Source organism: Sphingobium sp. B8D3A (assembly GCF_025961995.1).
Lineage (GTDB): Bacteria > Pseudomonadota > Alphaproteobacteria > Sphingomonadales > Sphingomonadaceae > Sphingobium.
In genome coordinates, this window is the sequence record NZ_JAOQOS010000001.1 from 1,051,914 (window position 1) to 1,075,620 (window position 23,707).

The 23,707-nt window shown below is 65.1% G+C and carries 20 protein-coding genes; 9 read left to right on the forward strand and 11 right to left on the reverse strand.

Annotation, left to right across the window (positions count from 1 at the left end):
* Positions 1 to 138: 138 nt before the first annotated feature.
* From M2342_RS04745 to M2342_RS04755, 3 genes are read right to left on the reverse strand one after another with little or no spacing between them, the layout of a single operon-like run.
* The gene (locus M2342_RS04745) at positions 139 to 948 is read right to left on the reverse strand and encodes a class I mannose-6-phosphate isomerase (RefSeq protein ID WP_264578239.1); all 810 of its coding nucleotides are present in this window, start codon (positions 946 to 948) and stop codon (positions 139 to 141) included.
* A gap of 16 nt (positions 949 to 964) precedes the next feature.
* Complete coding sequence (locus M2342_RS04750) at positions 965 to 2,635, reverse strand: amidohydrolase (protein WP_413715119.1); 1,671 nt, start codon at positions 2,633 to 2,635, stop codon at positions 965 to 967.
* Positions 2,632 to 3,501 carry an NAD(P)-dependent oxidoreductase gene (locus tag M2342_RS04755; protein ID WP_264578240.1) on the reverse strand — a complete coding sequence of 290 codons (870 nt, stop codon included), beginning with the start codon at positions 3,499 to 3,501 and terminating at the stop codon, positions 2,632 to 2,634. Before M2342_RS04755 ends, M2342_RS04750 begins: the two co-directional genes overlap by 4 nt.
* Positions 3,502 to 3,558: 57 nt before the next feature.
* Here M2342_RS04755 and M2342_RS04760 point away from each other — a divergent pair, with 57 nt between their 5' ends.
* Entirely contained in the window at positions 3,559 to 4,818 is a 1,260-nt protein-coding gene (locus M2342_RS04760; RefSeq protein ID WP_181558795.1) for a threonine ammonia-lyase, read from the forward strand.
* A 35-nt stretch (positions 4,819 to 4,853) separates the two neighbouring features.
* On the opposite strand, the gene M2342_RS04765 is transcribed toward M2342_RS04760, so the two are convergent.
* From M2342_RS04765 to M2342_RS04775, 3 genes are all read right to left on the reverse strand, one after another.
* Complete coding sequence (locus tag M2342_RS04765) at positions 4,854 to 5,249, reverse strand: response regulator (RefSeq protein ID WP_181558796.1); 396 nt, start codon at positions 5,247 to 5,249, stop codon at positions 4,854 to 4,856.
* On the reverse strand, positions 5,246 to 6,742 hold the full coding sequence (locus tag M2342_RS04770) for a sensor histidine kinase (RefSeq protein WP_264578241.1): 1,497 nt from the start codon (positions 6,740 to 6,742) through the stop codon (positions 5,246 to 5,248). The genes M2342_RS04765 and M2342_RS04770 overlap by 4 nt, the downstream gene beginning before the upstream one ends.
* A 105-nt stretch (positions 6,743 to 6,847) precedes the next feature.
* Positions 6,848 to 7,237, reverse strand: a complete 390-nt coding sequence (locus M2342_RS04775; protein ID WP_264578242.1) for a nuclear transport factor 2 family protein — start codon at positions 7,235 to 7,237, stop codon at positions 6,848 to 6,850.
* 128 nt (positions 7,238 to 7,365) lie between these two features.
* On the opposite strand from M2342_RS04775, the gene M2342_RS04780 reads away from it, so the two are divergent.
* Both M2342_RS04780 and M2342_RS04785 read left to right on the forward strand, forming a co-directional pair.
* Positions 7,366 to 8,991, forward strand: a complete 1,626-nt coding sequence (locus tag M2342_RS04780) for a GMC family oxidoreductase (RefSeq protein ID WP_264578243.1) — start codon at positions 7,366 to 7,368, stop codon at positions 8,989 to 8,991.
* A 64-nt stretch (positions 8,992 to 9,055) separates the two neighbouring features.
* Positions 9,056 to 10,357, forward strand: coding sequence for an MFS transporter (locus M2342_RS04785; protein WP_264578244.1), 1,302 nt, complete (start codon positions 9,056 to 9,058; stop codon positions 10,355 to 10,357).
* Here the strand turns inward: M2342_RS04785 and M2342_RS04790 are convergent.
* From M2342_RS04790 to otsB, 3 genes are read right to left on the reverse strand one after another with little or no spacing between them, the layout of a single operon-like run.
* Positions 10,336 to 11,796, reverse strand: a complete 1,461-nt coding sequence (locus M2342_RS04790) for an alpha,alpha-trehalose-phosphate synthase (UDP-forming) (protein ID WP_264578245.1) — start codon at positions 11,794 to 11,796, stop codon at positions 10,336 to 10,338. The genes M2342_RS04785 and M2342_RS04790 overlap by 22 nt on opposite strands.
* Positions 11,793 to 13,589, reverse strand: coding sequence for a glycoside hydrolase family 15 protein (locus M2342_RS04795; RefSeq protein ID WP_264578246.1), 1,797 nt, complete (start codon positions 13,587 to 13,589; stop codon positions 11,793 to 11,795). Before M2342_RS04795 ends, M2342_RS04790 begins: the two co-directional genes overlap by 4 nt.
* Positions 13,589 to 14,263 carry a trehalose-phosphatase gene (otsB, locus tag M2342_RS04800; protein WP_319801001.1) on the reverse strand — a complete coding sequence of 225 codons (675 nt, stop codon included), beginning with the start codon at positions 14,261 to 14,263 and terminating at the stop codon, positions 13,589 to 13,591. Before otsB ends, M2342_RS04795 begins: the two co-directional genes overlap by 1 nt.
* 238 nt (positions 14,264 to 14,501) lie before the next feature.
* Here otsB and M2342_RS04805 point away from each other — a divergent pair, with 238 nt between their 5' ends.
* Complete coding sequence (locus M2342_RS04805; protein WP_264578247.1) at positions 14,502 to 14,969, forward strand: low molecular weight protein-tyrosine-phosphatase; 468 nt, start codon at positions 14,502 to 14,504, stop codon at positions 14,967 to 14,969.
* Here M2342_RS04805 and M2342_RS04810 read toward each other — a convergent pair.
* The gene (locus tag M2342_RS04810) at positions 14,956 to 15,885 is read right to left on the reverse strand and encodes a 1-phosphofructokinase family hexose kinase (protein WP_264578248.1); all 930 of its coding nucleotides are present in this window, start codon (positions 15,883 to 15,885) and stop codon (positions 14,956 to 14,958) included. The two genes, M2342_RS04805 and M2342_RS04810, sit on opposite strands and share 14 nt — an antisense overlap.
* Positions 15,886 to 16,159: 274 nt before the next feature.
* Here M2342_RS04810 and M2342_RS04815 point away from each other — a divergent pair, with 274 nt between their 5' ends.
* The 4 genes from M2342_RS04815 (at position 16,160) to M2342_RS04830 (ending at position 21,913) form a co-directional block, all read left to right on the forward strand.
* Positions 16,160 to 18,130 carry an extracellular solute-binding protein gene (locus tag M2342_RS04815; RefSeq protein ID WP_264578249.1) on the forward strand — a complete coding sequence of 657 codons (1,971 nt, stop codon included), beginning with the start codon at positions 16,160 to 16,162 and terminating at the stop codon, positions 18,128 to 18,130.
* Positions 18,127 to 19,206, forward strand: coding sequence for a microcin C ABC transporter permease YejB (locus M2342_RS04820; RefSeq protein ID WP_264578250.1), 1,080 nt, complete (start codon positions 18,127 to 18,129; stop codon positions 19,204 to 19,206). Before M2342_RS04815 ends, M2342_RS04820 begins: the two co-directional genes overlap by 4 nt.
* A 65-nt stretch (positions 19,207 to 19,271) precedes the next feature.
* Positions 19,272 to 20,291: an ABC transporter permease gene (locus M2342_RS04825; protein ID WP_413715158.1), complete on the forward strand. Its 1,020-nt coding sequence runs from the start codon at positions 19,272 to 19,274 to the stop codon at positions 20,289 to 20,291.
* Positions 20,288 to 21,913 carry an ABC transporter ATP-binding protein gene (locus tag M2342_RS04830; protein ID WP_264578252.1) on the forward strand — a complete coding sequence of 542 codons (1,626 nt, stop codon included), beginning with the start codon at positions 20,288 to 20,290 and terminating at the stop codon, positions 21,911 to 21,913. Before M2342_RS04825 ends, M2342_RS04830 begins: the two co-directional genes overlap by 4 nt.
* Before the next feature lie 114 nt (positions 21,914 to 22,027).
* On the opposite strand, the gene M2342_RS04835 is transcribed toward M2342_RS04830, so the two are convergent.
* Positions 22,028 to 22,342, reverse strand: a complete 315-nt coding sequence (locus M2342_RS04835) for a hypothetical protein (protein ID WP_264578253.1) — start codon at positions 22,340 to 22,342, stop codon at positions 22,028 to 22,030.
* 288 nt (positions 22,343 to 22,630) lie between these two features.
* Between M2342_RS04835 and M2342_RS04840 the strand changes: the two genes are divergently transcribed.
* Positions 22,631 to 23,707, forward strand: a complete 1,077-nt coding sequence (locus tag M2342_RS04840; RefSeq protein WP_264578254.1) for an ABC transporter substrate-binding protein — start codon at positions 22,631 to 22,633, stop codon at positions 23,705 to 23,707.

Here is a 23,707-nt window from a genome sequence, read left to right on the forward strand (position 1 = left end):
TTTCAGTCCTCGCCATTGTCGGGCGCTGAATAGGGCGTTGCAATCTCGAATGCCAGTATTTTTGCGGCTAAGCGCAAGGGGAATGAGCAGAGCTGCGCGGGCCGCGCGCACTCTCTCATTGACTAAGTCTGGCAGGTGTCAGCTTTGCGCGATGAGGCCCCGGGCCGGTTCGGTCACCGTGAGCGTGGCGGAATCCGTCACCAGCCAGCACTCGCCCGTTGCCCAAGCCAGTCCGTCGATCGTGCCCCGGCCGCTCAGCGGCACGAACCAGCACGGACCATTAGCGCAGTCCAGGCTGTGGCTGCCTGCGTGCCAGCGCTCCAGCGCCAGCGTGAAGGGCGCCTCGTCGCGGCGGAGAAGCGTGTCCGCATCCACCTCTGCTATGTTGACCGGCGCCCTCGTATAGGGCTCGGCCCGGCTCACGGCGACGCCGTCATCCAGATGCAGTTCGCGCGGCCGGCCATAATCGTAGAGCCGATAGGTCACATCGACATTCTGCTGCACCTCGACCAGCGTGACGCCAGCACCGATGGCGTGGACAGTCCCCGCGGGAATGTAGAAGAAGTCGCCGGCCTTCACCGGTTTCCAGTCCATCAGATGCTCGATGCTCCCATCGAGCGAGGCGGCGCGCAGTGTCTCGTCATCCAGCGGGCGGAGCGTCCCCATGCCGAGCGTCGCGCCGGGCTCGGCATCGAGGATGAGCCAGCACTCGCTCTTTCCCCCCGGCAGACCGCGCGCCTGGCCCTGCGGGTCATTGGGATGAACCTGGACGGACAGGCGCTCGCTGGTGAAGATATATTTGACGAGCAGCGGCGGATGCTGGCCGTCCGGCCCATCGAACCAGACCTCGCCAATCTGCCGGCCCTGTCCATCGGGATAGGCCGCTGGCAGATCGGTGCGGCCCCAGGGCTTCTCGACATATTTGGTGGCAAGGCGAATGGCGTTCACGATTCAGCGATCCTTCTCACCGATCTTTCAGGGCGACGCGCTTGCCGTCCATCCACAGTTCGAGGACCTGCGTCGCGGCAAGGTCGGTGGGGCTGGCCAGTTCGATGTCGCGGTCCAGAATGAGGAAATCGGCGCGCTGGCCGGGTGCGAGATTGCCGAAGCGCTCTTCGGCAAAAGCGGCATAAGCCGCGCCGCGGCCATAAGCGCGCAGTGCCTCGGCCAGCGTCAGACGTTGCGTCGGCAACCAGCCGCCGGCCGGCTCGTTGCGGGCATCGAGCCGCGTGGTCGCAGACTTGAGGCCGATGAAGGCATCCGCCGGCTCCACGGGGGCATCCGAGCCGAATGCCAGCGGCACCTTGTTGTCGAGCATCGTGCGCCAGGCATAAGCGCCGCCGAGCCGCTCCGGCCCGAGCCGCCGCGTCGCCATCGCCCAGTCGGAGGTGGCGTGCTGCGGCTGCATGGAAGCGATCGTGCCGCTGCGCGCGAAACGGGCGAGATCGGCCGGGTCGACGATCTGCGCATGTTCGATCCGCCAGCGCCGGTCGCCCTTATAGGTCTCGCTCAGCTCCTCGATGGCGTCGAGAGTCTCGGCATTGGCCTGATCGCCAATGGCGTGAACGGCAAGCTGGAAGCCGTCCATTGCTGCCCGGCTCATCTGGTTGCGCAACTGGGCTGAGGTCAGCAGGGCTAAGCCGCTCTCCTTGGGCGCATCGGCATAAGGCGCCTTGAGCCAGGCGCCGCGTGACCCGAGCGCACCATCCAGCACCAGCTTGACGCCGCCCAGCCGCAGCCGGTCGTTGTAGAGCCATGGCGTCGGCGCAGGCCCGGCGATCAGCGCGGCCTGCTCCATGCCGGCGGCATAGCCCAGGATGCGGATTCGCAGCGCCCCCCGGTCGCCAGCGCGGCGATAGGCTTGCCAATGCTCGATGCTGGTGCCCATGTCCGCGACAGTGGTGACGCCGCGCGCCAGCAGCGCATCCTGCGCGGCGGACAGTGCCGCGTCATAATCCTTGGGCTGGGGGCGGGGGAGGGCGGGCGTCATCAGCGCCATCGCCTTGTCCACGAGGATGCCGCTGGGACGCCCTGCGACCATCTCGATCCGCCCACCGACGGGCGCCTTGCTGGTCGGTGCGATCTTGGCGGCGGTCAGCGCGGCGGCATTGGCCCAGCCGGCATGACCATCGACGCGCTCCAGCCAGATCGGGCGCCCATCGCCCAGCCCATCGAGGTCGGCGGCAGTCGGGAAGCGGCCGAGGTTCCATTTCTCGTGATTCCAGCCGAAGCCGATGATCCACGGACGGCCGGGGTTGGCCGCAGCGAAGGCGGCGATCTTCTGCCGCGCCTCTTCGAGCGAATTGGTATCGCTCAGGTCCAGGTTGAGGCGCGAGAAGCCGAGATCGATGACATGGGCATGTGCATCGATGATGCCCGGCATCAGCGTGCGGCCTTTGCCGTCAAAGCGGAAGCTCGGCCGATCGGGGCGTTTCTCGCCGCGCGCCAGCCGCTTTTCCACCCGGCCATCGTCGCTGATGACAAGGCCGGTGAAATGCACGAGGTCGCCGGTCGCATCGACCGTGATGCCGTTCACATTATCGATCAGGCCCTGCGCGTCCGCGCGGGTCGCGCCCATGCCCAGTCCAAGCGCGAGCGCCGCCAGAACGGCGCTTGTCCTTCGTGCAAAACTCATGGCTTGCGCAGGCGCCTCACCAACGCGCTGGTATCTTGCCGCCCGCCGCCCATGGCGACGACCTCGGCATAATATTGATCGACCAGCGCCGTGACCGGCAATGTGGCGCCGAGCGTGCGCGCTTCATCGAGGGCGAGGCCCAGATCCTTGCGCATCCACTCTACTGCGAAGCCGAAATCGAAGCTGTCCTCGCTCATCGTCTTCCAGCGATTGTCCATCTGCCAGCTTTGCGCCGCGCCGCCGCCAATCGCTTCTTGGACCTTGCCGAGGTCGAGGCCTGCTGCCTGCGCAAAGCGCAGCGCCTCGGAGAGTCCCTCCAGCACGCCAGCGATGCAGATCTGGTTGACCATCTTGGTGGTCTGACCCGCGCCGGCCTCGCCACAATGCACGATGCGGGCGGCATAGCTTTGCATGACCAACCGCGCTGTCTCGACCGCCGCCTGCGTGCCGCCGCACATCACCGACAGCGTGCCGCCCTGAGCGCCGGACTGGCCGCCGGAAACCGGCGCATCGACGAAATGAAGCCCCCGGCTCTCCGCCTCGTCGGCGAGCTGCCGCGCGATCTTGGCGGAGACAGTGGTGTGGTCGATGAATAGCCCGCCGGGCCGCATCGTGCGGAACGCGCCGTCGCGCCCGATGGTCACCGCTTCGAGGTCGGCATCATTGCCGACGCAGCTGATGACCACCTCGGCCTCCGCCGCCGCTTGCGCGGGGCTGACTGCCGCCTCGCCACCATGCTGCTCGACCCAGGCCTGGGTCTTGCCCATCGACCGATTGAACACCGAGAGGTCGTGCCCGGCGGCGGCGAGATGCCCCGCCATTGGTCCGCCCATCACTCCCAGCCCGATAAACGCGATTTTTGCCATAAGCAGGGCATAGTGGCAGTTTGCAGGATGCGCCAGATGGGAGTAGGGGGCGGCGCCATGAACAGGATCGAACCGCTTGAGCCCCTGACGGCCAGTGCCGATGCGCTGCCCGTCTCCGTCGCCGATGTCCGCGCGGCGGCGGCGCGAATTTCGGGCTCGATCCTGCGCACGCCCACGGTGGTCAGCAAGACGCTCTCGCAGATGACGGGCGCGACCGTGTATCTCAAGTTCGAGAACCACCAGTTTACCGCCGCCTACAAGGAGCGCGGCGCGCTCAATCGCCTGTTGCTGCTGGACGACGCGTCGCGGTCCAAGGGTGTCATCGCGGCGTCGGCCGGCAACCACGCACAGGGCCTTGCCTATCACGGCGCCAAGCTGGGCGTGCCCGTCACCATCGTCATGCCCATGACGACGCCGCTGGTGAAGGTGATGCAGACCGAGGGTCACGGCGCGACCGTGGTGCTGGAAGGCGAGAAATTCGAGGACGCCTATAATCACGCGCGCAAGCTGGAAGCCGAGCGCGGGCTGACCTTCGTCCACCCGTTCGACGAGCCGGACATCATCGCCGGGCAAGGCACGGTGGCGCTGGAGATGCTGGAGGACGCGCCGGAGATCGACACGCTGGTCATCCCCATCGGCGGCGGCGGGCTCTTCTCTGGCATGGGCACCGCTGCGCGCGGCATCCGCCCGGATATCGAGCTGATCGGCGTTCAGGCTGAACTCTACCCCTCCATGTACGATGTGGTGAAGAGCGCCAACCTGCCATGCGATGGCGATACGCTGGCCGAAGGCATTGCGGTCAAGGAGCCGGGGCAGCTCACGCGCCGCTTCGTCACCGCGCTCGCCAATGATGTGGTGCTCGTGACCGAGCGCGCGCTGGAACAGGCGGTGAGCCTGCTGCTCCAGATCGAGAAGACTGTGGTCGAGGGCGCTGGGGCGGCCGGTCTCGCGGCACTGATCGAGCACAAGCCGCTGTTCGCCGGCAAGACGGTGGGCCTGGTGCTGTGCGGCGGCAACATCGATACGCGCCTGCTCGCCAATGTCCTGCTGCGCGATCTGGCACGTTCAGGCCGATTGGCCCGCCTGCGCATCATCATGCAGGATCGCCCCGGCGCGCTGTTCCATGTCGCTCGCATCTTCGATCAGGAGGCGGTGAACATCCTGGAACTCTCCCACCAGCGGATTTTCACCAATCTGCCCGCCAAGGGCCTGACGCTGGATGTGGAGTGCGAGACGCGCGACGAAGCCCATCTCCAGCGGTTGATGCAGGCGCTGGCTGTGGCGGGCTACGATACGACGCCGGTCGAGCTGGCCTGAAAACGCCGCCGCGCCGGTGACGCCGCTTTGACCGGTCAGGTTAGCGGCGTGTCGGGTTCCGGCTGGCTGGCAGAGCTAGATGCCAGCGCCGTCTGGAGCGCGTCATCCAACGCGGCCACGCTATAGGGCTTGGTCAGCGTCGTGACATTCGCGAACGCCTCGGGGTGCAGCGCGCCGCCATAGCCGGTCACGAAGATGCACGGCGTGCCCTTGTCTCGCAGCATTTGCGCCAGCGGATAGCTTTGCTGGCCATGGATGTTCACATCCAGAATGGCGAGGTCTAGCGCCTGTCGGCCGATCAGCTCTGCCGCACTGTCGAAGCTGTGCGCCAGAACGGGGTTCGCGCCGCGATCCAGCAGCTTGTCTTCGAGGACGAGCGCGATGATCGGCTCGTCCTCAACGATCAGGATGGTCAGGTCGTCCAGTCTCATGAAACAATCGATGCGTTGGTGAGCTTTGCCTTGATGGTGCACAGCAGGCCGGTCGGCCGAAAGTCTATGACCACGCCGCTGGCCCGTTCCGTCGAGAAGCCGTGCTCGATGAGGCGCGACCCGAAACCCCGATTTGCAGGTTGCTGGACGGGTGGGCCGCCGCGTTCTTCCCAACGCAGGTCGATCAATCGGTAATCCTCTTCTTCGTCCTCGATCGTCCAACTCAGGTCTATGTGACCTTCAGGCACCGACAAAGCCCCATATTTCACAGCATTGGTGCAGAGTTCGTGAATGATCATGGAGAGAGACACCGCCGTCTGCGGCGCGATGGTGAAATCCCGGCCATCGAGATGCACGCGCGCCAGATCCTCCCCGATGGAGGCTTCGGCCGCACTGCGCACGGTCTCGATGAAGCCGGCGGTTTTCCAGTTGCTGGTCGTCAGCAGATTATGGGCCGCCGCCAGCGCCGCGAGCCGCGCGTTGAAGGTCTGACGCGGAACCTCGGACCCAGGCATCTGGCGGAATGACTGCATCGCGAGGCCCTGGACGATCGCCAGCGTGTTCTTCACGCGGTGATTGAGCTCGTTCATCAGCAGGGCCTGCCGCTCTTCCGATTCCACCTGGTCGGTCACGTCATGGCCCTGGACGAACACCCCGGAAACAGTCCCGCCTTCGCCCACGGTGGGTTGATAGACGAAGTCGAGATAGCGCTCCTGCACCTCGGTTCCCTCGTCATTCTGCAGCAGCACCTTGAGGCGGCGCCCGATGAAGGGTTTGCCCGAGCGATAGACCTGGTCGAGCAGGTTCAGGAAGCGCTGTCCGCTCACTTCCGGCAGGGCGTCCTTCACCCGCTTGCCCAGCAGATCCCGGCCCCCAACCAGCTTGTGATACGCGGCATTCGCCATGCGGAACTCATGATCCGGCCCGTGCAGAATGGCCACGAAGCCCGGCGCCTGCTCGAACAGGGATTTGAACTGCCCGGCCTCTTCCGCGAGGTCCAGATTGCGCGCCTGCACGGCATTGGCGCGCTGGATCAGGCCCATTTCATCGCGCATGGCCCGCAGCGTCTGCAGTTCGGTGACGTCGACCGTGTGCTGCAGGATGTAGGCGACCTTGCGTGCCTCGTCCGAAAAGGGCGTGTGCGTCGCACTCCAGTAGCGCACGTCCATCCCGCCATCGGGCGTGGGAATGTCGTAGCGGATGAGCGCGATCTCGTCTTGCTTGCCGGAAGCGAAAACCCGCCGGAACGAGGATTCCAGTTGCCGGTGACTCTCCGAGTCCGGGTCGCTTGGAAAGGCATCGAACATGTTCTGGCCCAGTAGCTTATCGCGGGTGCGCATGGTCACCTGCAGATAGGCGTCGTTCATCCAGACGATCCGCAGATCGCTATCGAGCAACACATAGGGATTGGGAGAACGCGCCAGCAGGGCCTGAAAATCGATCGTCACGGAGCCCTCGGAAAAGACGGACGGCGGTAGAATCCAGCCCGACAATGCACGATCTTGCGCGTCGGTTGCACAGAGTCAATTTCATTCCACCTGCGCCGCCCCAAGCCCGATGATTTGGTCGCATGTGAACCGGCGGCGAATGCCCGCTGCTCAGAACATCCCGTTCGCGTTCGGCCCGCCGAGCTTCACGTCCTGCGCGACATCCCAATGCTCCACAATGAGGCCGTTCTCGATCCGGAAGATGTCAACCACCGCCCAGCCGCTATCGTCCGGCCAGCGGCGGACGTGATAGTGGACAATGACATGATCGCCATCGGCGAACATGCGCTTCACATCATGGACGCCCTGAGGGTGCACGGACCTGATATGGTCGAGAAACGCCTTGAATGGCGCGCGCCCCGTTTCGACCGAGGGGTTGTGCTGGATGTAGACGGGCGCGATGAACCGGTCCACGGCGCTCGAATCCAGGGGGTTGAGCACCTCGTCGAAAAGCCCGCGCACCAGCGCCAGATTGGCTTCCTCATCGGCGGTATATCGCATCTCATCGCTCTCCATCGCGGCAGGCGTGCGTTATCGCACTTGTGCTCGTGCATATGCACCGTAAGACCAGCAGGGCAAAGGCCGCAACGGTCTGGCAGAGACAGCATGGAGGGGAGGGCGACCGACCGATGGGTGAGGCGGACTTCGTCATCGTGGGGGCAGGCAGTGCGGGCTGCGTGCTGGCCAATCGGCTGAGCGCGCAGGCCGGAACCTCCGTCACGCTGCTGGAGGCGGGCGGCGAGTGCCGTCATCCGCTCATCGATATGCCGCTCACCTGGATGCAGGCCGCCGCGACCGAGCGCTTCATCTGGGGCAATGAGAGCGAGCCTGACCCGCAAATGGGCCATGGCACCCAGCCCATTCCGCGCGGCAAGGCGCTGGGCGGCAGCTCCTCGATCAACGGCACCATGTATATTCGTGGCCATGCGGCGGACTATGATCGCTGGCGCGAGATGGGCTTGCCCGGCTGGGGCTTCGACGACGTACTGCCCTATTTCCGCCGCTCGGAAACCAACTGGCGGGGCGCCGGCGCCGACCATGGCGGGACGGGCGAACTGCATGTCACGGCGATGAAGCCGGACCCGGTGCTGTTCCCGGCCTTCATGCGCACCGCGCGCAATCTGGGCTATGACGAGGAACCGGATTTCAACGTGCCGCGCCCGGAGGGGTTCGGCATTCCCGATTGCACGATCCGCGCAGGGCGGCGGCACAGCACGGTGCGGGCGTTCATCGACCCGGTGCGGGGTCGCCCCAATTTGCGGATCGAGACCCATGCGCTCGCCTCGCGCGTCATCATGGAGCATGGACGGGCGGTCGGGGTGGAGTATCGCAAGGGCGGGACCGTGCGTCAGGTGCGGGCGCGCCGCGAGGTGATCCTGTGCGGCGGCGCGATCAACTCGCCGCAACTGCTCATGCTCTCCGGCATCGGCCCGGCTGCGGATCTGGCCGATATGGGCGTGCCGGTGCTGCGCGATTTGCCGGGCGTGGGCGCCAATCTGCAGGATCATCCGATCGCGCTCAGCTTCTGGCAGGCCGCCGCGCCGGTGACCTTTGACGATCAGTTGCGGCTCGACCGGATCGCCTTGCACGCGGCGCGCTGGGCCCTGTTCGGCACGGGCAACATGGCGCAGAGCCCTATGTCGATACAGGGCTTCCTGCGCTCGGGGCCGTTGCAGGATCGGCCGGACCTGCAGTTCCAGATTGTCCACGCAAGCTACGCGGCGCGGCCCTGGTTCCCCGGCTGGCGGAAAGGCGCGGGGCATCAGTTCTCGGCCGGCACGCTGCTGCTCAACCCCGAGAGCCGGGGCAGCATCGCGCTGCGCTCCGCCGATCCAGAGGCGCTGCCGAAAATCCACCTCAACTTCCTGAGCGAACAGGGCGACCTTGATCGGCTCTTATGGTCGATGCACTTCATGCGCCGTTTCTTCGCGACCGCACCGGCGCGGGATCTGGTCGCCGCGGAAGTCGCGCCCGGCCCGGATGCGGCGGATGATGCTGCGCTGGAAGGCTGGCTGCGCGCGACGGCGCGGAGCGGGGGCCATCCCGCCTGCACCTGCGCCATGGGCACCGACGATGCCGCCGTGCTGGATGCGCAGTTGCGGGTGCGCGGGGTCGAGAGCCTGCGGGTGGTGGATGCCTCCTCCATGCCGGCGCTGATCCGGGGCAATACCAACGCCCCCGTAATCATGATTGCGGAAAAGGCGGCTGACCTCATTCTGGGCAAGACGGCGCCGGCCGGGCCAGCGCAGCGATGATGGACGAGCAGGAACGGCCAGACCGGATGAACCGGCGGCGACAGGGTGAGAGGATGGGACCGAGATGAGCCAGAGCAACGCAATTCTGTCGGCCGATGCACAAGCGGATCCGCCGGCGCCTGCCAAGGCGGCCAGCGGATTTCAGATCTACATCGTCGGCCTGCTGAGCTTCATAATCATGGTCATCGATGGCTATGACATCGGCTCGATGCCCGTCATCGTGCCGCATCTGGCGCAGCTTTGGGGGGAGTCACCGGCCCTGTTCGCGCCGGCCCTTTCCGCCGTGGTCATTGGCCTTGGTCTCGGCGCCTTTTTTCTCGGGCCGCTGGGCGACAAGGTCGGGCGGCGGACGACGACCGTTGTGGCGCTCGGCGTCATCAGCTTCGCGACGCTCGGCACGTCATGGTCGCAGACGGTCAGTCAGCTCTTCTGGTGGCGCTTGCTCACCGGCACGGCGCTGGGCGCCTGCCTGCCCAATGTGCTGGCGATCCTCGCGGAGGTGATGCCGGCCAAGCGGCGGGCGAGCGCGATGACCATTGTCGGGTGCGGCATTCCGGTCGGGGCAGCCGGCGCCGGTATCGTGGTGCCGTGGCTCACGACCGGGCGCGGGTGGGAAGCGGCGTTCACCGTCCCGGCGACCTTCATGTTCGTGATCACGATTCTTCTCGCGCTGTTTCTCACGCGCCTGCCGGCGGCTCCCATAGCGGCCAAACCGGCGCGCGAGCGGGCGTGGCACTGGACGGACATCCCCATCTTGGCGCCGCTGGGGCGTGGCTATCTGCTGCGGACCACGCTGTTTTCCGCGTTGTTCTGCTTCAACGCCTTGTCCATGTACATGCTGGCGAGCTGGCTGCCGACAGTGCTGCGCGGGGTGGGCTTCAGCTTCGAGACCTCGGCCCATATGGCTTCCATCGTGCAGATCGGCGGACTGGTCGGCGGCCTCATTCTGGCCACGCAGATCGACCGTCACCGCACGATCCCGGCGCTGTTGGCAGGCTATGCGCTGGTGTCGCTCGGCTTGGTGGCGCTGGCGGTGCTGGCGCCGGCATTCGCCACCTGGGGTCTGCTCATGCTGATTATCGGCATGGGCGTCGGCGGCGCCCATATCGCCCTGACGGCCGTGGCCGCGAGCATCTATCCGATCACGATGCTATCGGCCGCCATCGGTCTGGCGGTCGCTGTCGCGCGCGTGGGTGCCATGGCGGGGCCGCTTGTGGGCGGGGCGTTGATCGCTGCCAACATGTCCGCCGGCATGTTCTTTCTGGCGCTGCTGGTGCCGGTCGGCTGCTGCATCCTGTGCGTGCTCGCCTTCTCCAAGGCGCGGATCGCGACCGCGCCCTCCGCTCAGGAGGAGGCTGCAGCCTGAGCGGCCTCTTTCGTATCTGCGCTTTCTGAACTCTCAGAGGCCTCGGCAGTGCTCCCTCGCGGCGGGTGTTCGCTCGTCAGCAGATCGAGGAAGCGCTTGAGCCACCAGCGAATGTCCTGCGTTTCCACGCTGTCCATCATCGCGCGCCAGCGGCTCTTGCGCTCTTCAAGCGGCATGAGCAGCGCCTGGTGCAGCGCGTCGGCCAGTTCTTCCGGGCTGAACGGGTTGACCAGCAGGGCGTCCTGCAATTGCTCGGCGGCGCCGGCATAACGGGAGAGGATGAGGACGCCGGGATTTTCCGGGTCTTGCGCCGCGACATATTCCTTCGCGACAAGGTTCATCCCATCCCGCAATGGCGTGACCAGCGCAGCGCGCGCGGAGCGGTACATGCCGGAGAGGGCAAGCCGGTCATAGCCACGGTTCACATAGCGCAACGGCACCCAATGGGCGGTGGCGAACTCGCCGTTGATATGGCCCGAGAGCGCATCGAGTTCGCGGCGGATGTCCTGATAGCTGGAGACCTGCTCGCGCGATGGCGGCGCGATCTGGAGGAAGGTGACCTTTTCCTGAAACCCGGGATGGTCCTGCAGCAAGCGGCTGTACCCGTGAAAACGTTGCTCCATGCCCTTGGAATAGTCCAGCCGGTCGACCCCCATGATGAGGTCGCGGCCTTCGAGACTGCGCAGGATGCTTTCGCGCGCTTCATCGGCTTCCGGGGTGGTCGCGCTTTTGGCGAAGTCCCCCGCATCGATGCCGATCGGGCAGGCGACGACCCGCACGGTCCGGTCGCCGATGCGGATCACGCCGTCCGATATTTCCGCCTCGGGGAACTGGTCGTGGACATAATAGAGGAAGGAATCGAGCCAGGCCTGGCACTGGAAGCCCAGGAGATCATAGGCGAACAACGCATTCACCAGCTTGGCGTGGCTCGGCAGGGAGGTCAGCAGGCGCGCAACGGGCCAGGGCGTGTGAAGGAAGAAGCCGGTGCGGTTGGTAACATCGCGTTTGCGCAGTTCCGCGCCGAGCGGGATGAGGTGGTAATCATGAACCCAGATCAGGTCTTCGGGCGTGATGAGCGGCAGCAGGGTATCGGCGAAGCGCTCGTTCACCCGCGCATAACCACCCGCGAAGTTGCGCTCGAATTCTGCGAGGTCGGTCCGGTCGTGAAAGAGCGGCCAGAGCGTGCGATTGGCAAAGCCGTTATAATATTCGTCGATATCCTGCGGTTCGAGATCGACGGTGGCAGTGGTGACGCCATCGCTCTTGCTGAAATTCACATGACCGGTGAACGTCTCGGTTTCATTACCCGACCAGCCGAACCAGATGCCGTTTGTCTCGCGCAGCGCCGATGACAGCGCGACCGCAAGGCCGCCCTGATTGGCTTGTCCTTCCCCCGTCGGCGGGCTGACGCGGTTCGACACGATGACGAGGCGAGTCATCTGATGGTACTCCACGGCTTGCTGAGCAGAACGGCGCAGTTGATTAATCCAACCAACGAATAGGTTTGGGGATAGTTGCCCCACAGTTCACCCGTGGCTGGGTCGATATCCTCCGAGAGCAGTCCGGCGGCAGTGCGACGGCTGAGCATTTCCTCGAACAACACCCGCGCCTCATCGACGCGTCCGGTGGCGTGCAACGCCTCGATCAGCCAGAAGGTACAGACGTTGAAGGCGGTCGAGGGCAGGCCGAAATCGTCCTCGGTGGCATAACGGAGCATGTGGCTGCCGCGCCGCAGCCCCTGCTCGACGGCCTCCAGCGTGGTCTTGAATCGCGGATCGCCGGGCGAGAGAAAGCGCAGGTCCAGCAACTGGATGATGCTGGCATCGAGATCGTCGCCTCCGAATGTCGCGGACATCCGACCGGTATCCTCCCGCCAAGCCGCATCGATAATGGTCTGGCGCATGCTATCGGCCCGGCCCTGCCAGAAGGCGGCCCGTTCCGGCAGGTCGAGCGCGGCGGCGGCATTGGCCAGTCGGTCGCACGCCGCCCAGCACATGGCGGCGGAGTAGGTGTGGACATGGCTGCGGGTGCGCAGCTCCCACAGGCCGGCATCGGGCTTGTCGTAGACGTCCCACGCGCGCTCGCCGACCGCCTCAAGCGCGTGAAAATCGTCGGTGCCGCCCATGCGCAGCAGCCGCCGATCAAAGAAGCTCTGGGTGCTGGAGAGGACGATCTGGCCATAGGCATCGTGCTGGATCTGCTCGGCGGCCTGATTGCCAACGCGCACCGGCCCCATGCCGCGATAGCCGTCCAACCCCGGCGCGATCCATTCGGTCAGCGTGGCCTCGCCGCCCACGCCGTACAGGGGCTGAATATGGCCACCGCGTGCATTGTCGACGAGGTTGCGCAGATATTCAAGATAGCTCTCCAGAACATCGAGCGCCCCGAGCCGGTTGAGCGCCTGGACGGTGTAATAGGCATCGCGAATCCAGCAGTAGCGATAATCCCAGTTGCGCCCGCTATCGGCATGTTCGGGCAGCGATGTGGTCAGCGCCGCGACGATGGCGCCGGTTTCCTCATGCTGGCACAGCTTGAGCGTGATCGCGGCGCGAATGACCGCCTTCTGCCACTCCACGGGCGTGGCAAGACCCCGCACCCAGCCCTGCCATTCACGGATCGTCCGGTCGAGCATGGTGTCCAGCGTGATGCGCAGGTCGTCGGCAAAGCTCTCGTCTGGCCCGAGAAAGAAGTGCAGCGGCCGCTCGACACGGAACAGCCGCTCGTCCTCGATCCAGCCGACGGGCGCCGTCGTCGTCAGGCGCAGGGTCATGTCCGAGAGCATGTAGCGGATGTGATTGGTGCCGCGCGTGCGGTGCGGATCGCGCGCGCCCCAGTCGCGCGCCGGGCGCAGGCGGATGCGGATACGCGGACTGCCCGCCACCGGCTTGACGATGCGGGCATAAGCGACGGGACGGAACATGCGCCCGCTCCGGTGGAAACGCGGGCAGAAGTCGATGACCTCAATGGCATTGCCATGCTTGTCTTCATGCCGCGTCACCAGCACCGGCGTGTTGCGCACATAATGTTGCGTCGTCTCCACGCAGTCTTCCAGGTCGATTTCCCAGAAGCCGCGCGCGCCCTCAGCGGCGCGCGGGGCCGGGTCGAGCAGGGAGGAGAAGGCCGGGTCGCCATCCACCCGGGGCACGCAGCCCCAGACGAAGCGGCCGGCCCGGTCGATCAGGGCGGAGACCTGGCAATTGCCGATGGGCCAGAGGTCGAGTGTTGCGGTCATCAGAGCAGGTCCTCCAGCCAGGCATGTACGGCGCGCGGATTGGCAAGCTTGTATTGGGCTGCGGTCGGCCGCCGATCGCCCACGATCACCCCGATGCCGCCAAGCGCCTGCGCGGCGAGAAACGCGGCCTCGTCTGTCTCGTCATCGCCAAGGAACCAAGGCGAGGTGCCTGCCATGGGCGCGCGGCTCATCAGGGTACGCACGGCCTTGCCCTTGTCGCCGCCGGGCATCCGCAGTTCCGTCATCATCTTGCCGGGCTGGTAATGGAGACCGAGGTCTTCAGCGAGGCGGGTGGCAAGGGCGGTGGCTTCCGCCTCGATCTGCGGCGCCATGCGGAAATGCAGCGCGACGCCATAGCTCTTGTCCTCGACGATCACCCCCTCATGCCGGCCGGCGAAGGCGCGAAAGTCCGCGGCGGCTTCGTCCAGTCCCTTGGGCCGCACCGGATGCGCCGCGACGCCGCGCCAGCGATGCTCGCTGCCATGGCTGCCGGAAACCGCCAGATCCTGCGCGATAGGGCCGAGAATGGCGTCGATCTGCGCGATGGAGCGCCCACTCACGACGGCCAGACGCCCATCGAGCCGCGTCGACAGCCGGGTGAGCAGGCTACGCAGACGCTCGTCTGCGATTACCTCTTCAGGACGGTCGATCAGCTCGAAGAGCGTGCCGTCCAAATCCAGAAACAGGCTGAGATGGTCGAGGGTGTCGATTGAGGGCGCTGGAAGATCGAATGCGGACGGATGCGAAATGGTGAATCCCCTGTCATGGTTTGCGTCATGGTTGGGTCCGCCGTGATTGGGTTCGGCGTGGCTCTCGTTGCGAACGCCCGCACATGGGGGCGGGTTCCTGTCTCGCGGCCTGGCCGAAGCGCGGCCGGGTCGCGTTCGTCGTCCGCGCATGATAGCGAGGCGCATGCTCAAGCCAACCCCATCCGCCATTTTGTTCGTCTGTCTCGGCAATATCTGCCGGTCGCCCTTGGCTGAGGCGGCCTTCCGCCACGAGGCGTCGCTGGCCGGCCTCGATGTGACGGCGGACTCGGCGGGCACGGGCGACTGGCATGTCGGGCTGCCGCCCGATCCGCGCGCGCAGGCCACCGCGTTGCGCCATGGCATCGACATCTCGACCTACCGCGCGCGGCAGATCGCCCCGGCGGATTTCCAGCGTTTCGACATGATTTTTGCGCTGGATGGGGACAATCTCGCCAACATCCGGCACCTCGCGCCCGCAGGGCATCGCGCTCATGTCGGCCTGTTGCTGGACATGGTGCCGGGGCGGGAAGGGCAGGCCGTGGCCGATCCCTATTTTGGCGATGAAGCCGGGTTCGATGTGACCTGGCGGGACGTGCAGGCGGCGGCCCGCGCGCTGGTCAGCCGGTTTTGATCTGCGCGTAGAGGCGGTCGATGTCGGCCGGGCGGGCAAGGTCGGTGCCCGGCGTCAGCACCGCCGCAGTGCCACCGGCAATGCCATAGCGGAAGGCATCTTCCGCCGGCCAGTCGCTGGCCAGCGCATAGACCATCGCGGCGACGAAGCTGTCCCCCGCGCCGACCGCGCTTTTCGCGTCGATGGGGATGGCGGGGTGATAGAGGGTGTTCTCTGCCGTCGCCAGCACCGCGCCTTCATGGCCGAGAGTGACCGCGACATAGCGGGCGCGGCCCGATCGTACGATGTCCTGCGCTGCCGCCGCAATGGCATCCGGGCCTTTCAGGTCGCGCCCGACGAGCTGCTGCAATTCGCCCTGGCTCGGCTTGACCAGCAGCACGTGCTCGCCGCTCAGGCCACCGCGCAGGCCGGCGCCTGAACTGTCGAGCACGAAGCCGATGCCGCGCGGCGCCAGCGCGGCGGCAAGCTGCCCGTAGAAATCCTCCGGCACTCCGGGCGGCAGCGATCCGCTGGCCACGAAATAATCGCACGTCACCTGACTGAGCTGGTCGAGCGCCAGCCGCCATTCGGCTTCCTCCACCACCGGCCCCGGCGGCGTGAAGCGATATTCCTTGCCGCTGTCCTTCTCCAGCACCGAGGTCGCGACGCGGGTTTCGCCCTGGATCGGGATCTGCGCGCGCACCAGTTGATGCCGGTCGAGCAAGCCATCGAGCGCTACGCCCGTCGCCCCGCCGGACAGGTAATGCACCCGCGCATTGCCGCCCAGCCGCACGAACACGCGGGCGACATTGATGCCGCCGCCGCCGGGATTATGATATTCGCCAGCCGTCCGCATCTTGTGCGTGGCGAAGACCTTGTCGACCTCATAGGCCACATCGATGGTGGGATTGAGGGTGAGCGTGGCGATGTTCTTCATGCGCATGGGCTAGCAGGATGCGCGCGGCGATCAAAGCCGTGCCGCGCTGTGCGGCAGCCGGTTGCATTGGCGGAGCAGGCGCGGCACGATGACGAGCAGGACGTTTACGCGCCTGGCAGCGCGAATTATGACAAGATAAGTTCGATTCGAATTGTTAGTTAGATCAACTAAAGTTAGACATTGAACCAACGGAGCGGGTGAGGCGACATTCGGCGCAAGATCGAATGGGCATCACCGGTTTGCTGGACTCCATCTGGGGTTCGGAAGGGAGAGTATGGCTGGAGATGCTGCGGACGGCCCGAAAGACCATGGCCTGGATGATGGCGGCCCGCCACCATCTGCCGGGCCGGTGAGGCAGCGCCTCGGGATGCTTCGGCAACTCCTGCTGGCGCTTCTCTGCCTTCCGCTGCTGCTGACGATCAGTTCCGCCAGCGTTCAGGCCGTGCCGGGCGGCAATGAGTTGATCTCCAGTCACGCCTATGCGGTGTTCGGTACCCCCAAATACGGCCCCGGCTTCAAGCATTTCGACTATGCCGATCCCAAGGCGCCCAAGGGCGGCGCGCTGCGGGTGGCCTATATTGGCGGCTTCGACAGTCTCAATCTCATGGCCCTGCTCGGCACGCCGCCCATCGGCATGGTGCAGGTTTACGAGCCGCTGATGCGGCGCAGTTCGGACGAGCCGGCAATGCGCTACGCGCTGGTCGCCGAGTCGATCACCTATCCCAAAGATATTTCATGGATGGATTTCCATCTCGATCCCCGCGCCCGCTGGCATGATGGCGTGCCGATCACGCCCGAGGACATCATCTTCACCATCGATCAGGCCAAGGGCCTGGTGACGCCGTCGCTCAAACGGCTGGAGCAGGCCGTGACGCGTGCGGAAAAGCGCGGGCCGCACACGGTGCGCGTCTATTTCACCCAGCCCAATAATCCCACGCTGCCGACGGTGGTGATGGATATGTGGCTGCTTCCCCGCCATTATTACGCGAAGCACGCGCTTAACGCCGCCTCGCTCGACCGCCCCTTGGGCAGCGGCCCCTATAAGGTCGGCCGCTTCAGCCAGGGGCGCTGGATCGAATATGAGCGCGTGAAGGATTATTGGGCCAAGGATCTGGCGGTCAATAAGGGCCGCTACAATTTCGACATCATCCGGCACGATTATTACCGGGACCAGACGGTGGCCTATGAGGCCTTCCTCGCCGGCAATGTCGACTTCCGGCAGGAAACGAGCGCAGTGCGCTGGGCGAGCGAGAAGCAATTGCCGGCCTTCCGCGCCGGCCAGATCAAGCGGCAGGTCATCGATTACCGCAGCCCGTCCTTCTATTTGGGCATCGTCATGAACACGCGGCGGCCCGCGCTGGCGGATCGTCAATTGCGGCGCGCGCTGATGCTGGCCTATGATTTCGAGTGGGTGCGCCGGACCCTGCTCGCCGGGCATCATGGCCGCCTGCACAGCTTCTATACCAACAGCGAGTTTGCGGCCGAGGGACTGCCCCAGGGCCGGGAGCTGGAACTGCTCCAATCCGTGCGGGACGAGGTGCCGGGCGAGGTGTTCACCAAGGCGCCGGACTTGCCGGTCGGCGGGAACTGGCGCAATCGCCGGGCCAATCTCATCGAGGCGGTGCGGATCCTTCGGGCGGCGGGCTATCGCTATCAGGATGGCCGGCTGATCGACAAGACGACCGGTCGCCCCATGGCGCTTGAGCTGATCAGCTATTCCCCGCTGATGGACCGGCAGGTTTCGCTCTTTGTCGAGAATGCGCGGCAACTGGGCATCGCCATCAGTTTCCGCTCCTTCGACAGCGCGCAATTCCGGCATCGGCTGCGGCATTATGATTATGATCTGCTGCTCAACATCCCGATGTTTCCCGGCCACGAGACGCCGAGCATCGGCCAGACACTGATCTGGGGGTCGCACGCTGCGGATCAGCCGCAATCGCTGAACTATCCGGGCGTCAAGAATCCGGCCGTCGACAAGATGCTCGCGCAGATGATCACCGCGACGGACCGCGAGACCGTGGTCGGCGCGATGCGGGCGCTCGATCGCATCCTGCTGTGGAATTTCTACGCCATTCCCTTCCAGCATGATTACCCGGCGCCGGTGGGGCAAATGCCGATCACCTATTGGGACCGGTTCGGCATGCCGAAAAAGCAGCCCGCCTATAATTTCCCGATCATGACGCTGGATACGTGGTGGAGCGACCCCGGCAAGACGGCTGGGCACGCACAAGGACAGTCTTCATGACGGCGCTCTGGTCCTATGTCGCCCGCCGGCTCCTGCTGATGGTGCCGACGCTGATCGGCATCGTCACGATCACCTTCATCATCATCCAGTTCGTGCCCGGCGGCCCGATCGACCAGATCCAGGCGCGGTTCGCCGGCACCGCGATCGACGCGACGGCTACCATCGGCGGCAGTGTGGATACCGGCGCGAGCAGCGGCATCATGCCCACCGGCGAGTTGGACCCGGCGATGGTGAAGGAGCTTGAGAAGCTCTACGGTTTCGACAAGCCGGTGCTCTATCGCTACTTCAAGATGCTCGGCGATTTTGCGCGGTTCGAGTTCGGTAACAGCTATTACAAGGACCAGCCGGTGATCGATCTGATCATCGAGAAACTGCCGGTGTCGATCTCGCTGGGCCTCTGGACCACGCTCATCACCTATCTCGTCGCTATTCCGCTCGGCATCCGCAAGGCGGTGCGCGCGGGCACTGCGTTCGATGCCTGGTCGAGCTTCTTCGTCACCATCGGCTATGCCATTCCGGGCTTCCTGTTCGCGGTGCTGCTGGTCGTGCTGTTCGCTGGCGGCACGTTCTGGAGCATCTTCCCGGCGCGGGGGCTGGTCTCGGACAATTGGGAGGAGCTCTCGCTCATCGGCAAGGTGCTCGATTATCTCTGGCACATCACCCTGCCGGTGGCCGCGATGGTCATCGGCGCCTTCGCCAACCTCACCATGCTCACCAAGAATTCGATCCTGGATGAAGTGGGCAAGCAATATGTAACCACGGCGCGGGCCAAGGGCCTCTCCGAGAACGGCGTGCTCTATGGCCATGTCTTTCGCAACGCGATGCTCATCGTCATCGCCGGCTTCCCGGCCGCCTTCGTCAGCGTGCTGTTCACCTCCTCGCTGCTGATCGAGGTGATCTTCTCGCTGGATGGCCTTGGGCTGCTGGGCTTCGAGGCAACGATCAACCGGGATTATCCCGTGATGCTTGGCTCGCTGTTCATCTTCTCGCTGCTCGGCCTGCTGACCAATCTGCTCGGCGACGTCACCTATGTGCTGGTCGACCCCCGCATCGATTTCGAAAGGCGGGACGTCTGATGAACGCCGAAACGCCCGTCGCAGCCCCGGCCGTTCATCCCCGGCCTGTGCGCCCGATCAGCCGGATGAGCCCGCTCACGCGCCGGCGCTGGGCCAATTTCAAGGCCAACAAGCGCGGCTATTGGAGCCTGTGGATCTTCCTTGCGCTCTATGCGGTGACGCTATGCGCGGAGCTGATCGCCAACGATAAGCCCATCTTGCTGAGCTATCGCGGCGAGATTTATGCGCCAGTGCTGCGCGCCTATCCCGAGACGACATTCGGCGGCGTGTTCGAGACCGAGGCCAATTATCAGGACCCCGCCGTGCGGGCGATGATCGCCGAGGGCGACGGCTGGACCCTCTGGCCGATCATTCCCTACAGCTACCGGACGATCGACTATGATATCCCCGTCACCGCGCCGTCGCCGCCATCCGCGCGCCATTGGCTGGGCACAGACGACCAAGCGCGCGATGTGCTGGCGCGCATCATCTACGGCTTCCGCCTCTCGGTGACCTTCGGCCTGCTGCTCACCTTCTTCAGCTCCATCGTCGGCATCACCGCCGGCGCCATCCAGGGCTATTTCGGCGGGTGGACGGACCTCATTTTCCAGCGCTGCATCGAGGTCGTCCAGAGCCTGCCGATGCTCTACCTGCTCATCATCATGGCGAGCTTCCTCACGCCCAGCTTCTTCACGCTGCTCGGCGTGCTGCTGCTGGTGAGCTGGATGACGCTGGTGCATGTCGTGCGGGCCGAGTTCCTGCGCGCGCGCAATCTGGATTATGTCCGCGCCGCCCGGGCGCTTGGCCTTGGTAACCGCACGATCATGTTCCGGCACATCCTGCCCAATGCGATGGTGGCGACCATCACCTTCCTGCCGTTCATTGTCTCCTCGTCGATCACCATCCTCACGGCGCTGGATTTTCTCGGCTTCGGAATGCCGCGCGGATCGCCCTCGATCGGCGAACTGCTCAATCAGGCGAAGAACAACCTCTATGCGCCGTGGCTCGGCATTGCGGGGTTCGCCGTCATGGCCACCATGCTCTCGCTGCTCATCTTCATCGGCGAAGCGGCGCGGGATGCCTTCGATCCAAGGAAATCGACATGAGCGCCCCGGACAGGCCCCTGCTTGCGGTCGACAGGCTGTGCTGCTCGTTCCGCTCGGAAGGCCGCATCGTCGAGGCGGTCAAGGACGTCTCCTTCACGCTGGAGAAGGGCCAGACGCTGGCACTGGTTGGCGAGTCCGGCTCGGGCAAGTCCACCGCTGCCATGTCGATCCTGCAATTGCTGCCCTATCCCGTGGCGTTCCACCCATCGGGCTCGATCCGGCTGGACGGGCAGGAAATCGTTGGCGCCAGCGAGCGCACGATGCAGACCCTGCGCGGCGCGCGCATCGCGCTGATCCCGCAGGAGCCGCTCACCGCGCTCAACCCGCTCCACACCATCGACCGGCAGATCATCGAGGCGATGAAGCTGCACGATCCGGCAATCAGCCGGGCGGCGGCGGTGGCCAAGACCATCGATCTGCTCAAGCTGGTCGGGCTGCGCGATGCCGAGAACCGCCTCAAATCCTATCCGCACCAGCTCTCCGGGGGGCAGCGCCAGCGCATCATGATCGCCATGGCGCTGGCCAACGAGCCGGACCTGCTGATCGCCGACGAGCCGACCACCGCGCTCGACGTGACCGTGCAGGCGCAGGTGCTCGATCTGCTCAAGGATCTGCAGCAGCGCCTCGGCATGGCGATGCTGCTCATCACCCATGATCTGGGCGTGGTGCGCAAGATGGCCGAGCGCGTCTGCGTGATGACGCAGGGCGAGGTGGTGGAGGCCGGCGACACCAGCGCGGTGTTCGACAATCCCCAGCACGCCTACACCCGCAAACTGCTGGACGCGACGCCGCGCGGCGAGCCGCTGAAGATCGAGGGCGATCCCGCGCCGCTGGTGCGCACCGAGGATCTGAAGGTCCATTTCCCGATCAAGGGCTGGTTCGGCAAGCCGCGCGCCTTTGTGAAAGCCGTGGATGGCGTGACGCTCTCGATCCCGCGCGGGCATACGCTCGGCGTCGTCGGCGAGTCCGGCTCGGGCAAGAGCACGCTCGGCCTTGCGCTGCTGCGCATTAGCCGCTCGGAAGGGCCGATCTGGTTCGAGGACGAGCCGCTGCACGAGCGCAACTGGAAGCAGATGCGCCCCCTGCGCAAGCGGATGCAGATCGTCTTTCAGGATCCCTTTGCCAGCCTCAGCCCCAAGATGACCATCGGCCAGATCGTCGGCGAGGGGCTGCCGATCCATCGGCCCAACCTCACCCCCGCAGAGCGCTACGAGGCTGTCGCGACGATGATCGAGGAAGTCGGCCTCTCCACGGCGGTGCTAGATCGCTACCCGCACGAATTCTCCGGCGGCCAGCGCCAGCGCATCGCCATCGCCCGCGCGATCATCCTGCGGCCCGATCTCGTGATCCTGGACGAGCCCACCTCGGCGCTCGACATGTCCGTGCAGGCCCAGATCGTCGACCTGCTCCGCAACCTCCAGGCGAGCCATGGCCTGACCTATCTGTTCATCAGCCACGACCTCAAGGTCGTCCGCGCCCTCGCGCATGAAGTGGTGGTGATGCGCAACGGCAAGATCGTGGAACAGGGCTCTTCGCAACAAATCTTCAACGCGCCGCAGACGGACTATACGCGCGACCTCATCGCCGCCGCGCTGGAACTGCGGGCGCGGGCGGCGGCGTGATTTTTGAGGCAAGCCTGAACTAAGTGAATGTCGGCTTTGAAGTTCTGCGCTCACATGCGTGAAGGGCTGCTTTGGTGTGGAAAGCAGACTGGCACCTTTTCGAGGCACTCGCGCCTAAGTCTCGGCAGACGAGGCTAGTCCAGAAACGATCAACGCAAGACCGACAAGCGCAATGACGAGAGAAAATGTCTCCATCGGCATCGACATGAAACGGTTGGTCGCGGGATACCAAAGACGTTGACCAAGATGCTTCGGTTTAGTCCGCTCTATGCGTCGCTTATTCCAACGTGTTCCAGCAGCCCAGTTAATCGCCGCTGCCAAGATGAACGAGACGCCCCAATACCATGTGCGATCTTTGAGAAAGGGTGCGCCAGCTTGAAGAATAAAGCCAAAGACAATCATGGTCAGGAGGACGATGACCATCGTCATGTATCCTTTACCCGTCCACCATGCGATAAACATAACGCCTCCTCCTTCGGATATCTGAGGCGGAGCTTAATTCGCAGGTCCGCTTTCAAGCGACCTAGCATAGGGCCGAATATGGCAGCAATGTCATCGTATCCGGAACGGCTGCTTTCAGCCGATATCCTGCAAACCCTAGCCCCTCTCCTTCCACCCCCGCCACCCCAGGCAAGGATCAATGCCGTTCCGTGCATTGTTGGCGGCGCCACCGCTCGCTAGCCTCCCGCCGTCAAACGCGATGTGAGGGAGAAGAGGATGTCGGCATTCAATCGGGCGATGAGCCATGGCAGCGCGCGCCGGCGCGGTCGCGGCGTCCTGCTGGCCGGTCTCTCGCTTCTGCTCGCCAGCACCTCGGCCTGCACCCAGGCGGATACGTCCGTGGCCTCGGCGTCGGCAGCCTCTGCAACTGTCGCACAGGCGGGCCCGATCCGCGCGTTCGGCAATCTCACCGTGTTCGAGTTCGCGCCGCTCTTTATCGCCGCTGAATCCTATTATCCCGCTCCCGTCACCATCGGGCGCGGGAGCGTCGCCAATCTTGTCGGCGAGCCGGGAGCCACGCCGGATGACAGCAGTGCGCCGGCCGACATCGCGACCAATGCCGAGACGCAGGCGCTGCGCTACTCGCTGCGCAATCCGGACATGCGGATCGTCATGACCGTGACCGAGGGACTGTACCGCATCGTTGCGCGCAAATCGGCCGGCATCAATTCGCTGGCTGACCTCAAGGGCAAGCGGATCGCGACCATTTCCGTCACTTCATCCGGATTCTTCACCCAGAAGATGCTGAAAACCGTCGGCCTTTCCAGTGACGATGTCACCATGGTCGGCATGAAGCTGCCCGACATGCCGCAGGCACTGGCGGACCGAAAGGTCGATGCCGTGGCGATCTGGGAGCCGGAAGTCGAACGCGCCGCGCAGGCGATTGGCGACGATGCCATCGAGTTCAGCGGCAAGGGCGTCTATCGCGAGCTGTTCAATCTCAACACCACCGCCGGCGCACTGGCGAACCCGCAGATGCGGCGGAACATCGTCGTGATGGTCCGCGCGATCATCGATGCCACGCAGGAGGTCCGCCGCGACCCCACCCGCGCGCAGGAACTGGTGGCGCAGAACAGCGGCTATCCGCTCGAGCTGGTCGAGAAGAGCTGGTCCCACCACAATTGGCTGGCGGACTGGACCGGCGACCTGCTGGACGTGCTGGAGGAAGAGGAAGCCTGGCTCGCCAAACAGGACAAGCGCACGCCCCGCACCCGCGCACAGCTCGCGACGCTGATCGACACGAGCGTGCTGGAGGAAGCCAAGGCCCTGCCGCCGCTGCCCAAGCGGAAGTGA